We start from the raw sequence: 14,666 nt of genomic DNA, 5'->3' as shown, positions 1-14,666 counted from the left end.
GTGGACAATGCCGAGAAGGATAAACTTAATTGCCTGATAACGTTAGTAAATTGATGAGAGTTTGGCGTGGTTTTGGTCAGTTTTGCGAGGGAGATGCAGAGGTCGGTGAAGCCCGCCTGACGGGAGCTTCACCGAGAAAATGGTCAGTTGCGATGACTTAGTTGCGATAGAGCACTTTAGTCTTGTGTTCTTAAGATAAATGTTGAGCTGTTCAATATTTGTTCCAAACGAAGGGGCCTTTACTGTGACTATTAACTAAACCTCTTGAAATTATGGTGATTAACCCATATATCAAATACTGACTTTGGTGGGGGTTCACATGGCGCTAGATAAGGTAGAGCAAAAGATAGTCGAGCAGTACTTTGATATGAGGACGGGCTATGTCCTACATCATAGCAACCGCACGTTTGCAGATTTTTTCGAACAGTTTGATATTGAGATTTACAATGACCGATATTGCGATATTGGCGATTCGAAAGCTAAGCGCCTTCGTTCGTTTTTTAATCAGCATGACGATGAAATCATAGGCAAAGTTATACTCGCATTAATCGAAGATAACGATATCGAACAAAATTTAAATTCACCTCCCAAAAATCAGGAACTGCGCCAGCGTTGCATTGATATTGCAAATCGATTGATTAATTCGGCTACTACATCTGCACCAACTCAACATAATCCGTTAGTGAACCCGTTTAAATCACAACAAGCTCGTGCCATAAATGAAATATTCAGCGCAGCCATACCAACTAAACCATTATTCGTAGCTTCGAGTTGTACACCCTCTAAACCGAAATATTCTCAATCTGCCCCTTCTATGACTACACCCTCGATACCAGAAAAAGAAAAAATCTTTATTGTTCATGGGCATGATGAGCACTTGTTGAGTGAAACAGAAAATTTACTCCGCAAGCTCAATCTGGAGCCTATAGTTCTTCGCGATCAGCATAGTGGTGGCAAGACGATTATCGAAAAATTAGAAAAATATGGGGATGTTCGATACGCGGTCATTCTTTATACCGCTTGCGATGAAGGTCGAAAAATTGGTACTCCGGAAGTTAATCCTCGAGCCAGACAAAATGTAGTGTTCGAGCATGGTTACTTTATCGGTCGTCTAGGACGTGAAAATGTAGCTGCTGTTGTTAAAGGGACAGTGGAAATCCAAGGCGATATAAGTGGAGTCGTATATCACCAGTATCAGAGTGGATGGCAACTTGAGTTAGCTAAAGAAATGAAGCGCTCAGGTTTGAATGTTGATTTGAATCACCTATGATCACAGAAGTAATTATGAGCCCTTAAAGGGCTCAAGTAATTTCAGCAACGGGTAAGGCTCTTCCATAGAGTTGTGTTCTTAATGCAAAAAAACAAGCCTGTCTAGATTCTGTACAAAACTTTGATCAGATGGAAGCCGAACTTGGTGCGCACCGGCCCCAGCACCTTGAGCAGTTCCCCCTTGAAGACGGCATCGTCGAAGGGCTTGACCATATCCCCTTTATTGAACTCCCCCAGATCGCCGCTGCGTTTTGAGGAGGCGCAGGTGGAGAAGCGCTTGGCCATCTGGCCGAAGTCGGCTCCCTTCTCGATCTTCTCCTTGATCTCCAGACACTGTTTTTCGGTCTTGACCAGAATGTGCTGGGCACAGGCTTTTTTCATCGGGGCGCTCCTGGGAGTGATGGCGAAGGTTGTTAACGCCAAGGGTGGTAGCAAATCGGGGCGCAAGAGTACCCCAATTTGCCACCGGCGTCAGCCATCACAGCCCGCCCTTTATCGGCCGTATTATTGGCGAGCGCGGGTGGCCAGCATGGCGCGGGGACGCGCTTGCCAGATGATCTCCAGCCCGAGCAGGGCGTAGAGGCTCCAGATGGCCAGCGGATTGAGCCACTCCCCCCCCAGTTGCAGGGTCATCAGGGCGCAACCTGCCAGCAGCAAGGTGATCCCCGGCAGCCGCCAGTGGACGGGCAGGGGGGCCAGCAGCGCCATCGCCAGCAGAATGCCGAGACCAAACGGCAGGTTCAGGGCTGTAAAGGCCAGCGCCTGTTGGCCACTCATGCCAGTCAGCAGGGCCAGCAGGGCGCTGCAACAGGCGAGAAAGGTGATGAACTCGAGACGATCGGCAATATAGTCAGCCATCTGTTCGCTACGTGCATGCATGATGTGTCTCCTTCAGTTGATGGTTCAAGTGTGAGGGAGGGACGTTCGCAAAGGCAGTGGGATAATTCGATTGTGCTGAACGAGCAATTCTTAATCATCCGCTACGGCGGGCTTTGGCGCGTACCGGGCCTGTTAAACGGTGAGGGTGGGGTGATGCCGACAAACTCTGTCGTGGTGGGTTTCTGGTGGTAATGAGAGGGGGGAAAGGTGACAAAGGCGGCCTGACGACGAAGTGAGCCTTGTTCAGGGCGGGTCAACTCGCGTCCATCGGGAAAGTGGGCGGCGTCATTGTCACCAAAATGTGTGATTTGTGGTCAACCTCTTAAAAGATATGGCGAATTTGCCAATGGTGCTGCGCTGTCGCTGGCGGATGCCTATGTTAGGATAAGGTTCGCCATTTTTCTGGCGCGCATTTTTGTGTCACGGCCATGCACGGCATGGCGTGCTGCGCCGCATTCGGGGTTGGCCCGAAAGGGCGCTGGTTTCCTTCACCACAGATTCAGGAATATTGACCTTTGACAGGATGCATTTCATCCCTGCTGGCAGGGCGTTCACTGTCCGGCCCTGCGTTTCGCCGCGGCCTGCGGGTACTGGGGGTGGGCCTGTTGCTGTCGCTGCTGGCTTCGCCCGCGTTTGCCGCCAAGCTCACCTATCAGGTCAAGGGGCTGAAAGGGGAGAACAAGGATAACGTCGAAGCCTATCTCAATGCCCTGCCAGTCTATCAGGAGCGGCAATACCGCCCGGCTCGAGCCAAAATCACCGAAAGCGTGCAAAAGGCGCTGCAGGTTTATGGCTACTACCAGCCGAAAATCACCCTGAGCCGCGACAAGAAGACTCCGTCCAAAGTGGTGATTGAGGTGGACAAGGGGGAGCCGGTCATCGTCTCCCGCCTCGATATTCTGCTGGAGGGGGATGCGGGCAGCGACGAGCTCTACAGCGCCCTGCTGGACAAGTTGCCCCTCAAAGAAGGCGAGCCCCTCAATCACGCCAAATATGAATCCATCAAGGCGGATCTGGGCAGCCTCGGGCTGGCCCGCGGTTACTTTGATGCCAAGCTGAGCAAGAGTCAGGTCAAGGTGTTCCCGGACAAGGGGACGGCGGAGATCTTTATTCTGTTCGAATCGGGCCATCGCTACCGTTTTGGCGAGATCCGCTACGATGCCACTCCCGAAGCGCTTCACCTTATTCGCCCGCTTATCAACATCAAGAGTGGCGATCCCTATCTCGCCATCCGTCTGGCCGAGATGTCGCAGGATGTCTCCTCCACCAAGCTGTTCCGTCAGGTCGATATCAAGCCGGTATTGAGCGAGGCGAGCAACTATCGGGTACCCATCGCGGTGACGCTGGATAACCGGGTCGATCACGAAATCGAGACAGGTATCGGTTACGCCACCGACGTAGGGCCGCGGATGAGTGCCACCTGGGAGAAGCCCTGGGTCAACCGCTATGGCCACCGTCTGTTTGCCACCGCCAAGGTGTCGGCGCCGGAGGCAGAGCTCAGCTTCGACTATCAGATCCCGGTGGGTAACCCGCTGCGGGACTACTACTCCATCCAGACCGGCTACCAGTACAAGGACAACAACGATACCCGCTCTGATCTCACCACTATCGGTGTGCACCGCTGGACGCGGCGGCCGGAGAGCTGGGATCGGGACGTCTTTATCCGGCTGGAGAACGAGATCTATACCCAGGGCGCCGACGAGGGGAACAGCTTGTTGCTGATCCCCGGGGTCTCCTGGTCCCGACTGCGGGTGCGCGGCACTCTGGTGCCCGACTGGGGGGATCGCCAGCAGCTGACGCTGGAGTTCTCCGATCCCAGATGGGGCTCCGACATCAGCTTTATGCGGGTGTGGGGGCGCAGCAAGTGGCTGCGAACTCTTGGCGATAACCACAGATTCCTGATGCGGGCCGAGCAGGGGGCCATCATAGGTGACAGCTTCTCGTTGGTGCCGCCGTCTTTGCGCTTCTTTACCGGTGGCGATCAGACGGTGCGCGGCTTTGGTTACGAGAGCATCTCCCCCACCGGGCCGGATGGCAAGCTGACCGGTGGCCGCTACACCAGCGTGGCCAGTCTGGAATACAACTACCGCTTCAGCGAGAAGTGGCTGGGGGCCATGTTTGTGGATGGCGGCACCTCCACCACCGATTACAGCGAACCCTGGAAAATAGGTACCGGCGTCGGTGTACGCTGGGTCACCCCCATCGGTCAGGTCAGGTTGGATCTGGCGGTCGGGGTATCGGAAGAGGACAAGCCCTTGCGGCTGCATTTCGCATTGGGGCCTGAATTATGATGTTGTCTAAACGCTTTTTTCTTTGGCCGCTGCGGCTGTATCTTGCGCGGGGGTCTGCATTGTGATCTGGCTAAAACGCATTTTTCTCTGGCTGATGGGGCTGGTGTTCCTGCTGCTCATCGGCGTCAGCCTGCTGGGCTTTACCCATCAGGGCAACAAGTGGTTGTGGCAACAGGCCAAGGGGGCGCTGCCTTCTCTCAAGGGGGAGCTGGTGGCCGGTCAGCTTGGCTATGGCTGGACTCTGGAAGGGGCGGGTTGGCAGGATGAGCTGGTGGATGTCACTGTGGATCGCGCCGTGCTCGACTGGGATCTCGGCAAGTTGCTGCAGGGCAAACTCTGGATCAAATCGCTTGAAGTGACCCATCCGGTGGTCAAGGTAGCCGACTCTGAACCTGCGCCGGAAGAGCCTTCCGAACCCTTTGTCTGGCACCCGCTGCCACTCAAGATCCAGGTCGATAACCTCAAGGTAGCCGATCTCGATCTGGCGGTGCCCGGTGTGGCTGTGACCTTGGGGTCCCTCGATATCGGCGCCACCCTCAATCGCAAGGGGCTGATTGTACGCGGCCCAGTGCTCGATAACTTGAAGGTGACGCTGGACGACGCGGCACCCGCCAGCGCAGCCAAATCTGCCAAGCAGCCGGCCGCTAACGAGAAACAAGCCGGAGCTGCGGTGGCGCGCAATGACAAGGCCAGCGTCAAGACCGTCAAACAGGGCAAAGGGACGCCAGCTGCAAATACGGCAAAGGCTGCCCCCATTCTCCTGCCCGCCATTCATCTTCCTTTCCCAATCCAGCTGGAAGGGGTCAGCGCGACCCGGGTGCAATATAAGCAGGGCGAGCTGATTGACGGGCTCGACAAGCTGCTGCTGTCGGCCACTGCCGTCGACGATCGCATCGAGGTGCGCGAGCTCTCGCTGCGCCACGCCATGGCCGACCTGGCGCTCAAGGGCCACATCCAGCTCAGTGACGACTACCCGCTGGCGGTGACGCTGGATGCCAAGGCCCGCAAGGGGCTGCTGGATGGCGAGCTGCAAGGGGAGCAGGCCACGCTGGCGCTGAGCGGTTCGGTCGGCAAGCTGGGGTTGGCGTTGTCGGCCAAAGGGCCGATCGCCGCCAATCTCAAGGGCTCTCTGGCCTCGCTCGACCCGGATCTCCCTTTCGATTTGGCCCTTGACTGGAAGAGCCTAGGCTGGCCGTTGCACAAGCCTGCCAAGGAAGAGGCAAGCTATCGGCTGGACAAAGGGAGCCTGACTGCCAAGGGCAAGCTCTCCGGCTACCAGTTTGCCCTCAATACCTCCGGCAAGGGGACCGATGTTCCCCCCTTCAAGCTTGCGCTGGACGGGAAGGGGAATCTGGAGCGGCTCAGCAAGATCGCCTTGCAGCTCAATGCCCTCAAGGGGGAGCTCAAGCTCGATGGCAAGCTCGCCTGGAACAAGGGGGTTGAGTGGCAGGGGACCACACTGTTCAAGGGGATCAATCCGGCCGAGCTGCTGCCCGAGCTGAAAGGGACGCTGGCCGGTGAGCTGGAGAGCCATTTCGTGATGAACGAAGCGGGCCACTGGGAGCTGAAACTGCCCAAGCTCAAGGTGGATGGCAAGCTCAACCAGTACCCGCTGGCCCTCAAGGGGGAGCTTAGCGGCAACGACAAGATGGAGTGGCTGATCCCGGCGCTCTCGCTGCAAAGTGGCCCCAACCAGTTGCAGGCCAAGGGCAGTATCAGCAGCGCCCAGTGGAAGCTCGATGCCAACCTGCAGGCTCCCCAGCTGGGGGGCATCTATCCCGGCCTGAAAGGGGATATCAAGGGACAGGTGAAGGTCAGTGGCAATCAGCAGACGCCAAAAATCGATGCGGATCTCGCCTCCGAGCGGCTCTACTACGCCGGCACCGACCTGAAGGGTATTAGTCTCAAGGGCAATGCGGTGATCGGCGCCAAACCGGCCGGTGAGCTCGCGTTGTTGGTGGCGCAGCTGAAACAGGGGGAAACCAAGCTCAGCCAGCTGGCCCTGAACCTCAGCGGCGATATCAGTCAGCATCTGTTGACCCTGACCATGAAGGGTGACCCTGTTGCGGCCAATCTCAAACTGGGTGGCGGCGTGCGCGGGGATCACTGGCGCGGGGCGCTCTCCGAGTTGCAGCTGAAAACCCCGCTGCGCCGTTGGGACTTGAGCTCCCCTTGGGCACTGGATCTCGATCTGCCGCGTCAGCGGCTGGCGATGGGGGATCTCTGCCTCGGCTCCCAGGGGGCCAGCCTCTGCGTCAAGGGGAGTCAGGTTTCCGCTGCACAGGGGACTCTGGAGTTTGCCCTGAGCGAGTTTGATCTCAAGCGGCTGCGCCCCTGGTTGCCGGACAACTTCCGCTGGCAGGCGATGCTCTCCGCCGATGGGCGTGCCAGCTGGCGTGGCAATCAGCCGACCCTGCATGCGGTGGTGCGAACCACGCCGGGCACTTTTGTGGCAGATGGCCTCAAGACCGACTATCAGCAACTGGCTCTGGCCCTGGATTTCGAGCGGCAGCAGGCGGCCATTCGCCTCGATTTTGCCTCCAAGCAGATCGGCAATATCGATACCGATTTGCTGATCAGGGAGCCTGCCGGTCGCGGTCTGCTCGGTGGTCAGCTCAAGTTTGACGATCTCAAGCTCAATACCTTCGCGCCGCTCATCCCTGAGGTGCGCTCCCTGCAAGGGATCATCTCCGCCGATGCCCGCTTCGACGGCACGCTGGCGGCACCCCTGCTGTTTGGCCAGCTCAACCTGCGTGACGGTGAAGTGCAGACCCACTCCGATATGGTGACCCTGACCAAGCTGGTGACCCGCCTCAAGATCGAGGGCAACCGCGCCGAGCTCGATGGCTCCATGCTTGTGGGCAAGGGGCCGCTGGCGTTGGGCGGCTGGCTCAGTTGGGCCAAGATGCCGGTCAGCGGCAGCCTCACCATTCAGGGTAAGGATCTGGAGGCACAATATCCGGGCATGGGCCGGGTCAGAGTCTCTCCCGATATCGCGGTGTCGCTGGGTGAGGAGACCCGGATTACCGGTCAGGTGGATATTCCCTGGGCGCGCATTCTGGTCAAGAGCTTGCCGGATTCGGCGGTGGCGGTCTCCGACGATGTGACTGTGGTCTATGACGATCTGCCCCCGGCTCCCAAGCAGGCAAGCCTGCCGCTGGCGATGAAGGTGGCGATCCGCCTTGGCAACGATGTGAAGCTTGATGCCATGGGGCTCAAGACCGATGTCTCCGGTGGCCTCAATATCCGTCAGGATCCCGAGAAACCGCTGGCTGGCAATGGCCAGCTGGTGCTGACCAACGGCCGCTTCAAGGCTTACGGTCAGAACCTCATCATCAAGGAGGGGCGGATCCTCTTCTCCGGTCCGCTGGATCGGCCCTTCCTCAACATCGAGGCCAACCGGGATCCCGATACCATCGAAGGTCAGGTGACGGTCGGGGTGCGGGTGACCGGCCCTGCCAGCAAGCCTGAAATCACTGTCTATTCCGAACCGCAGATGGCGCAGTCGGAACAGCTCTCCTATCTGCTGCGTGGCAAAGGGTTGCAGACTGGCGGTGAGGATGGCGGTTTCAACGGTCTGCTGGTGGCCGGCGCGGTGAGTCAGGCCAATGGCGTGGTGTCGAGTATCGGCGAGTCGCTGGGGATGAGCGATGTCTCCCTTGATACGGCGGGCAGTGGCGACAACACCCAGGTGACTTTATCGGCCTATCTGCTGCCGGGTTTGCAGTTCCAGTACGGGGTCGGGGTCTTCAGCCCCATCGCCGAGTTCAAGCTGCGCTACGAGGTATTGCCACGGCTCTATCTGCAGGCGATGAGCGGGGTGGCTCAGGCGGTCGATATCTTCTATCGCTTTACTCTGTAACGCTTCATCCCGTAACAGGGCTGATATGAACGTAAACGGGAGGCGCAGACCTCCCGTTTTTTTATTGCGCGATCGGCTGCAGGTAAATGACGATAAGGGACTGGAGTGCAGAGGGAGAATGGATTGCGGCGGGCTATAAATGCGAAAACCCGGCGCCAGGCCGGGTTTTCTGAATGATGGTGGAGGGAGAAGGATTCGAACCTTCGAAGGCAGAGCCGTCAGATTTACAGTCTGATCCCTTTGGCCGCTCGGGAACCCCTCCACGGGGTATTGCTTTCAACTTGTCGCACTTGAAATGGTGGAGGGAGAAGGATTCGAACCTTCGAAGGCAGAGCCGTCAGATTTACAGTCTGATCCCTTTGGCCGCTCGGGAACCCCTCCACAAGTGCGAGGCGCATACTAACAGATCTTCCGGTTTTGTGAACCCCCAAGCAGGATTTTTCCATTAAAAGAATTGGATTTGTGGCCGATAACCAGTGAAATAGCCATTTTCGAGAGTTATCTCATGCTGCCCAGTTCAATCCGTAATCACCTGCTCGTCGATGAGGGCCAGTTGGGGCAGCGCCTCAACCGTGACCTGCAGCATGGCGATCGCGCTGATTTCCGGTTGCATCTGGCCCTGCTGACCGACGCGGTGGAGGAGCAACCCTGGTTTGATGCCAAACCGGCGGCCACTCCCCAGAGCCGTGACTGGCGTCTGCACTTTGCGCTGAGACCGGCAGAGGTGCTGGTGGCTGAAGGAGCGGGGAGTGACTGCAGTGCCATCAATGAGCGGTTGCAGCAAGGGGGAAGCATGGTGGATGTGCGGCTCTGGCTGGTGCTGCAAACACCGCCGCTGGCGGTCAAGCAACCCTTGTTGGATGAGGCTGTCTACGACAACCTGTCGCCGCTGGCGCGGGAGCGGTTGCAAGGAAAGCTGGCCGATATGCCACGCCAGGAGGATCCGCTGGTATTGCTGCCGATCCTCGACCGTTTGCAACAGGGGGTGGATACCCGGTTGCACTGGCTCAGTTGATGGCGCCTGTTTACTGGTGTAATGCTGTGCTTGTCGGCAAATCACAGGCAACAAAAAGGCGGGTGACCCCGCCTTTATGCTCTTTGGAATTTTTAGCCTTGCGGCATGCTATCAAGCGTCAGCTTCATCCGGTTGCGGCTGCTCTTTGAGCGCTGCGTTGGCACGACGGGCAATCGGCTTTTCGGTATGACGGTTGAGTTGGCGCTCCAGTTTTTGCCCCAGTTCGTTGATGGCGGCGTAGAGATCCTCATGCTCTGCCTGGGCAAACAGTTTGCCGTTGGGGATGCCAGCACTGGCTTCGACAGTGAACATCAGACGCTCTTTGGAAACAATCACATGGGGTGTGATGAGAGGCACCTGAAGACGTTCGAGCTTTTCAAAACGGGATTCGATGCGCTCGCGGATAGCCGGGGTGATGTCGATGATTTTGCTGGTAATTTCGATTTTCATATTGGCCCCCTTCGGGTCGTCTTGCTTGTGTCTTCACCTTCAGATTACTCATTGGTAAAGATTGAAATGTGATCTATGTCACATAACCTTCCCTTGGCTATTCAGCAACTTATAAATTGTGATCTTTTCCGGTTTCGTGCCAAAAACAGCTTGAGCTCCATGAAACTGGCAGGCAGTATGACGGGAATAGGATCGTTTCTGTCCCTTCTTGGCAGCACTTCGTGTCGACCTCATGTCCGGTTTCCACTGCTTGATATCGCATGTTTGTACTCTTCCCTCGCAACCTCTGATCTCATGAGCGGATGCAGGGGGCGTTGCTATGCCTGATTGGACATCAAACGTGGTTGGTTGTTGTGTTGGAGTGGTAAATGAAGCAGCAGGCCACGCAAGTCATGTGGTTTTTCGATCGGCAACATGATCAGTGGAGTCTCTCTGATCAGGGGGCCTACCAGCAGTGGCAAGGGGAGGGCAATCATCCCTGGGCCGCTCGCCTGTTACCGGAAGATGAGGCAGGCTTTGCCGACTTTCTTGTCCGGCTTCATGAATCACATCTGCCTGAACAGTTCATCGGTCATCTGAAAGATGATCAGGGGCAGCTCAACCATGTGCTCTGGAGCGGCCAGTTTGTGCCCACCCAGCAGATCTGCTGTGGCTGGCTGGCCCCTCTTGATACCGCCAACAGTGCGGTCTCCTCCCTCAATCTCTCTTTGCCATTGCTGCAAACCACCCTGCTCACCCAGTTGGCGCAGGCGCTCTCTGCCCGCACCGGGCTCGATTTCTTCAATACCCTGGTCAGCCAGCTGGCCCATATCCTCAAGGTGGATGCGGTCTGGGTGGGTGAGTTGTGCGGTGCCGACCGGGTCAAAGTGCTGGCCGCCGACGGGCTGGCGCAGAAGGATTATCCGCTGGCGGGCTCCCCCTGTCAGGAGCTCTACAAGCAAGGGGCCATCTGTTTCGAGGTGATCGACGAGTCGCAGGAGTATCAACCCTGGCTGGCGGCCGGGCAGACTTATTATGGTCAGCCGCTGTTTGATGCCAGAGGCCAACTTCTGGGCCATCTGGCGCTGCTCTATTCGGCTCCGGCAGATACCAGCAACCTCACCTCGGTGCTCAATACCTTCTCGGTACGGATGGTGGCCGAGCTGGAGCGCCTGCAATCCGATGCCCAGATGCGCCTCTCTGCCGTCGCATTCGAGACCCACGAAGGGATCATCATCACGGATCCTGGGTTCAAGATCCTGCGGGTCAACAACGCCTTCAGCCAGATCACCGGCTTTGACAGCCAATCGGTGCTGGGCCTGCATCTGGAAGAGGATCTCTGGCCCAATCTGGGTGGGCTCGGTTACGAGCTCAATACCCTCAGCCGCTGGCAGGGGGAGACCCAGCGTCGCCATGTCGATGGTCACACCTATCCCCAGTGGGAGATAGTGACGCCGGTGCAGGACGAGAAGGGGGTGATCAGCCACTTTGTCATCTGCTTCGAGGATATCTCCGAGCGCAAGGCGGCCGAGCGACGCATTCAGGATCTCGCCTATTACGACGAGCTGACCGGATTGCCCAATCGCCGTCAGCTCCACGAGACTCTGGTGCAGACCTTCAACGAGGCGACCCGCGATTGCTTGATTGGCGCGCTGCTCTTTATCGATCTCGACCACTTCAAGACCATCAACGACTCCCTCGGCCACGCCACCGGTGACTGGCTGCTCAAGGAGGTCGCCGCCCGTCTCAAACGGTTGGTGCGACAGGGGGATTGTCTGGCCCGCCTCGGTGGTGACGAGTTTGTTCTGTTGCTGCCATCGCTCTCGGCCAGCCCGCCCCAGGCGGAGATGCAGGCCGATATCATTGCCGAGCGGCTCATCACCGAGATTGCCGCTCCTTATACCTATGTGGGGCAGGTGCTGCACATCGGTGCCAGCGTCGGCATTACCCTGTTTCCGGATCGGGAGCAGGGGGTCGATGATCTGCTCAAGCAGGCGGATACCGCCATGTATCAGGCCAAGTCCGCTGGCCGCAAGACCCGTCGCTTCTTCGATGCCTCGATGCAGCAGCAGGCGGATCGCCGTCTGCTCATTCACAACGAATTGCGCAACGCCCTCAGCCAGCAAGAGCTGACCCTCTACTATCAGCCCCAGCATATGGTCGATGGCGGCGATATCATTGGTGTCGAGGCGCTCATTCGCTGGCAGCCGGCCGGTCGCTCGCTGGTCTCACCGGCCGAGTTTATTCCCATCGCCGAGGAGACGGACCTGATTGTCGATATCGGCAACTGGGTGCTGCACGAGGCATGCGCCCAGTATGTGCTGTGGGAGGAGAACGGCATCCACATTCCGCAGATCTCGGTCAACGTCAGTGCCAAGCAGTTCCATGCCACCGATTTTGTCGAGCGGATCCACGATGTGTTGGCGCAAACTGGCATGGACCCGGCCTGCCTCAATCTGGAGATCACCGAATCTGTGGTGCTGGGCCATGCCGAGGACACCATCAGCAAAATGACCGAGCTCAAGGAGCTCGGCATCAGCTTTGCCATCGACGATTTTGGCGCCGGTTACTCCTCCCTGAGCTACCTCAAGCGGCTGCCTGCCGATGAGCTCAAGATCGACCGCTCCTTCATTCAGGACATCCCGAAAGATGGCGACAACATGGCCATCGTCGAGGCGGTGATCGCCATGGCGCGACATATGGGGTTCAACGTCACGGCGGAAGGGGTGGAGTCCCGTCAGCAACTGGAGTTTCTCAAGGCGCAGGGGTGCAGTTTCTATCAGGGCTATCTCGCTTCCAAGCCGCTGCCGGTGCCCTATCTGGAGAAATATGTACAGCGGCTGACCAGACCGGAGCAACTGCGTGAAATGCAGCTGAGCGAGTCAGAAAAATAGTCCCTGCTCCCCGCTGTAGCGCTGCCCGGCAACGGGTAGAATGAGAGGCAGTAGACCCACCGCCACCGGGCGGTGTATTGCCCTCAATGGAGATGTTCAGTGAAAGCTGTATGGGGAATTGTTTTGTCGGCGCTGTTTGTGCCGACCCTGATGGCGCAGACTGCCGACCAGACGCTCTACCGTCAGGCGTATGACGCCGTACGGGCCAATGATCAGGCCCGTTTCCAGCAAATTCGTGCCCGTTTGACCCATTACCCCCTGCTCCCTTACCTCGATTACTATCAGCTCGCCTTTCGTCCGGGGGCGGCCGATTACAACGATGTGACCCGCTTTATCCGCCAGCATGGAGATACCCCCCAGTCCAACCGGCTGGAGCGCAGCTATCTGACCTATCTGGCCCAGAGCCAGCAGTGGTCGCAGTTCCTGCGCTTCTATCCGGCCAAGCCGAGCTCCACCGATCTGCTCTGCATGCACTATCAGGCGCTCTATTACACCGGCAAGCCGAAAGAGGCGTTGCAGGGGGCGGGCAAGATCTGGATGAGCGGTCAATCCCGTCCCGATGCCTGCTCCCCGCTATTTCAGCTGTGGCAGGCATCCGGTCAGCGTACCCAGGAGAAGATCTGGCAGCGGATGACGCTGGCGTTCGAGGCGGAAAATCCCAATCTGATCCGCCATCTTGGCGCGACCCTGGGTAGCGGCTTGCAGAGCTATGGCGATCAGATGGTGACTCTGTTCGAGCAGCCAGCCAAGGCGATGAACCCGGCCTATTTCAGCAGCAACCCCTATTCCCGCAAGCTGCTCTCCCTCGGCTTGACCCGCTATGCCAATCAGGAGCCGGAGTCGGTGCTGCGCCAGCTTGCGCTGTTTCGCAGCCGTTTCGGCCTGACCCAGGCCGAGGTGAAACCGGTAGAGCGTGCCATTGCCCGCCGCCTGCTGCTGGATCGCTCCATTGCCCAGCGCAGTTGGGTCGACAGCACGGTGAAAAAGCTGGCGGATCCCGACATTACCGAGCTGCGAGCGCGACTGGCCATCTGGGAGCAGGATTGGCGTGGCCTCTCCGGCTGGGTGAAGATGATGCCGATGGCCCGTCAGAAAGAGGATCGCTGGCGCTACTGGATGGCGCGCTCCCTTGAGGTGCAGGGGCAGCAAAAACCGGCGCGGGATCTCTATCTGGAGACTGCCAACCTGCGCGGTTTCTACGGCTTTATGGCCGCCCAGCGCACCGGGGTGCCTTATCGCATCAAGAACCAGAGCGTCAAGCATGTACCGGACTGGCGCACGGCCAGTCAGCGCTGGCCCTTCCTGTTGCGGGTGCGTGAGCTGCTGTCGATGAACGAGATTGCGGCGGCCCGCTCGGAGTGGATCCACAACATGGATCGCAATCCGGTGGCCCAGCGCATCGAGTTTGGTCATATCGCCCTCAATCAGGGCTGGCACGAGCTGGCCATTCTCGCCAGCATTCGCGCCGAAGCGTGGGATGCCCTCGACCTGCGCTTCCCGCTGCCGCTCAAACGCACCTTCTCCCAGATGGCGCAAGAGCGCACCATGAACACCAGTTTGCTCTATGCCATCTCCCGTCAGGAGAGTGCCCTCTATCCGCTGGCCCAGTCGCCGGTGGGGGCGCGCGGTCTGATGCAGCTGATGCCTGCTACTGCCAAAGAGACTGCCGGCAAGCTGGGGGTGCCCTATCGCAACGAGCAGCAACTGTTTGATCCGACGATGAATATTCGTCTGGGGAGCGCCTATCTCAAGCGCTTGCTGGATGTCTATGACGGCAACCGGATCCTGGCGGCGGCCGCCTACAACGCCGGGCCGGGACGGGTAAAACGCTGGCGAGAGCAGAGTGACAACAAGCCGATGGACGTGTGGGTCGAGAGCATCCCCTACAAGGAGACCCGCAACTACGTGCAAAACGTGTTGTCGTTCGATCTCATCTATCAGCACAAGCTGCAGCAGCCGCTGCGCTTCATGTCGGAGCGGGAGCTCAATCACGCCTATTGAGTCGGGGGCCGCCAGCCGGCCCCTGT

9 protein-coding genes and 2 tRNA genes are annotated in these 14,666 nt (G+C 58.1%); 6 read left to right on the top strand and 5 right to left on the bottom strand.

Annotated features, from left to right (window positions below):
- Nucleotides 1-319 precede the first annotated feature (319 nt).
- Nucleotides 320-1,270 (top strand): TIR domain-containing protein, encoded by a 951-nt coding sequence (locus ACTG20_RS15545; RefSeq protein WP_194495963.1) that lies wholly within the window; start codon nucleotides 320-322, stop codon nucleotides 1,268-1,270.
- Nucleotides 1,271-1,371: 101 nt separating this feature from the next.
- Here ACTG20_RS15545 and ACTG20_RS15540 read toward each other — a convergent pair whose 3' ends face one another.
- Both ACTG20_RS15540 and ACTG20_RS15535 read right to left on the bottom strand, forming a co-directional pair.
- On the bottom strand, nucleotides 1,372-1,650 hold the full coding sequence (locus ACTG20_RS15540) for a peptidylprolyl isomerase (RefSeq protein WP_182932597.1): 279 nt from the start codon (nucleotides 1,648-1,650) through the stop codon (nucleotides 1,372-1,374).
- A 123-nt stretch (nucleotides 1,651-1,773) separates the two neighbouring features.
- On the bottom strand, nucleotides 1,774-2,148 hold the full coding sequence (locus ACTG20_RS15535) for a hypothetical protein (protein WP_005334267.1): 375 nt from the start codon (nucleotides 2,146-2,148) through the stop codon (nucleotides 1,774-1,776).
- A gap of 515 nt (nucleotides 2,149-2,663) precedes the next feature.
- Here ACTG20_RS15535 and tamA point away from each other — a divergent pair.
- Nucleotides 2,664-4,439: an autotransporter assembly complex protein TamA gene (gene tamA / locus ACTG20_RS15530; protein WP_005334265.1), complete on the top strand. Its 1,776-nt coding sequence runs from the start codon at nucleotides 2,664-2,666 to the stop codon at nucleotides 4,437-4,439.
- 61 nt (nucleotides 4,440-4,500) lie between these two features.
- Entirely contained in the window at nucleotides 4,501-8,301 is a 3,801-nt protein-coding gene (tamB, locus tag ACTG20_RS15525; protein ID WP_440008037.1) for an autotransporter assembly complex protein TamB, read from the top strand.
- Nucleotides 8,302-8,478: 177 nt separating this feature from the next.
- Here tamB and ACTG20_RS15520 read toward each other — a convergent pair.
- Nucleotides 8,479-8,563, bottom strand: a tRNA-Tyr gene (locus ACTG20_RS15520).
- Nucleotides 8,564-8,597: 34 nt separating this feature from the next.
- Nucleotides 8,598-8,682, bottom strand: a tRNA-Tyr gene (locus ACTG20_RS15515).
- Nucleotides 8,683-8,806: 124 nt separating this feature from the next.
- On the opposite strand from ACTG20_RS15515, the gene ACTG20_RS15510 reads away from it, so the two are divergent.
- Complete coding sequence (locus ACTG20_RS15510) at nucleotides 8,807-9,316, top strand: VC2046/SO_2500 family protein (RefSeq protein WP_157161075.1); 510 nt, start codon at nucleotides 8,807-8,809, stop codon at nucleotides 9,314-9,316.
- A gap of 111 nt (nucleotides 9,317-9,427) precedes the next feature.
- On the opposite strand, the gene hpf is transcribed toward ACTG20_RS15510, so the two are convergent.
- Nucleotides 9,428-9,766 carry a ribosome hibernation-promoting factor, HPF/YfiA family gene (hpf, locus tag ACTG20_RS15505; protein WP_005334257.1) on the bottom strand — a complete coding sequence of 113 codons (339 nt, stop codon included), beginning with the start codon at nucleotides 9,764-9,766 and terminating at the stop codon, nucleotides 9,428-9,430.
- 368 nt (nucleotides 9,767-10,134) lie between these two features.
- Between hpf and ACTG20_RS15500 the strand changes: the two genes are divergently transcribed.
- Both ACTG20_RS15500 and ACTG20_RS15495 read left to right on the top strand, forming a co-directional pair.
- The gene (locus ACTG20_RS15500; protein WP_194496745.1) at nucleotides 10,135-12,639 is read left to right on the top strand and encodes a putative bifunctional diguanylate cyclase/phosphodiesterase; all 2,505 of its coding nucleotides are present in this window, start codon (nucleotides 10,135-10,137) and stop codon (nucleotides 12,637-12,639) included.
- A gap of 99 nt (nucleotides 12,640-12,738) precedes the next feature.
- Nucleotides 12,739-14,640, top strand: a complete 1,902-nt coding sequence (locus ACTG20_RS15495) for a transglycosylase SLT domain-containing protein (protein ID WP_040066126.1) — start codon at nucleotides 12,739-12,741, stop codon at nucleotides 14,638-14,640.
- Nucleotides 14,641-14,666: the final 26 nt, after the last annotated feature.

It is taken from the genome of Aeromonas sp. 84A, assembly GCF_051919345.1.
Lineage (GTDB): Bacteria > Pseudomonadota > Gammaproteobacteria > Enterobacterales > Aeromonadaceae > Aeromonas > Aeromonas veronii.
The sequence above is the reverse complement of the archived record's forward strand: the minus strand, read 5'-3'. Positions and strand labels throughout refer to the sequence as shown.

What these genes read in the sequence shown, in the direction of transcription:
- ACTG20_RS15510 (WP_157161075.1), top strand. Translation starts at nt 8,807, where the DNA reads ATGCTGCCCAGTTCAATCCGTAATCACCTGCTCGTCGATGAGGGCCAG.
- hpf (WP_005334257.1), bottom strand. Translation starts at nt 9,766, where the DNA reads ATGAAAATCGAAATTACCAGCAAAATCATCGACATCACCCCGGCTATC.
- ACTG20_RS15540 (WP_182932597.1), bottom strand. Translation starts at nt 1,650, where the DNA reads ATGAAAAAAGCCTGTGCCCAGCACATTCTGGTCAAGACCGAAAAACAG.
- ACTG20_RS15500 (WP_194496745.1), top strand. Translation starts at nt 10,135, where the DNA reads ATGAAGCAGCAGGCCACGCAAGTCATGTGGTTTTTCGATCGGCAACAT.
- ACTG20_RS15535 (WP_005334267.1), bottom strand. Translation starts at nt 2,148, where the DNA reads ATGCATGCACGTAGCGAACAGATGGCTGACTATATTGCCGATCGTCTC.
- ACTG20_RS15545 (WP_194495963.1), top strand. Translation starts at nt 320, where the DNA reads ATGGCGCTAGATAAGGTAGAGCAAAAGATAGTCGAGCAGTACTTTGAT.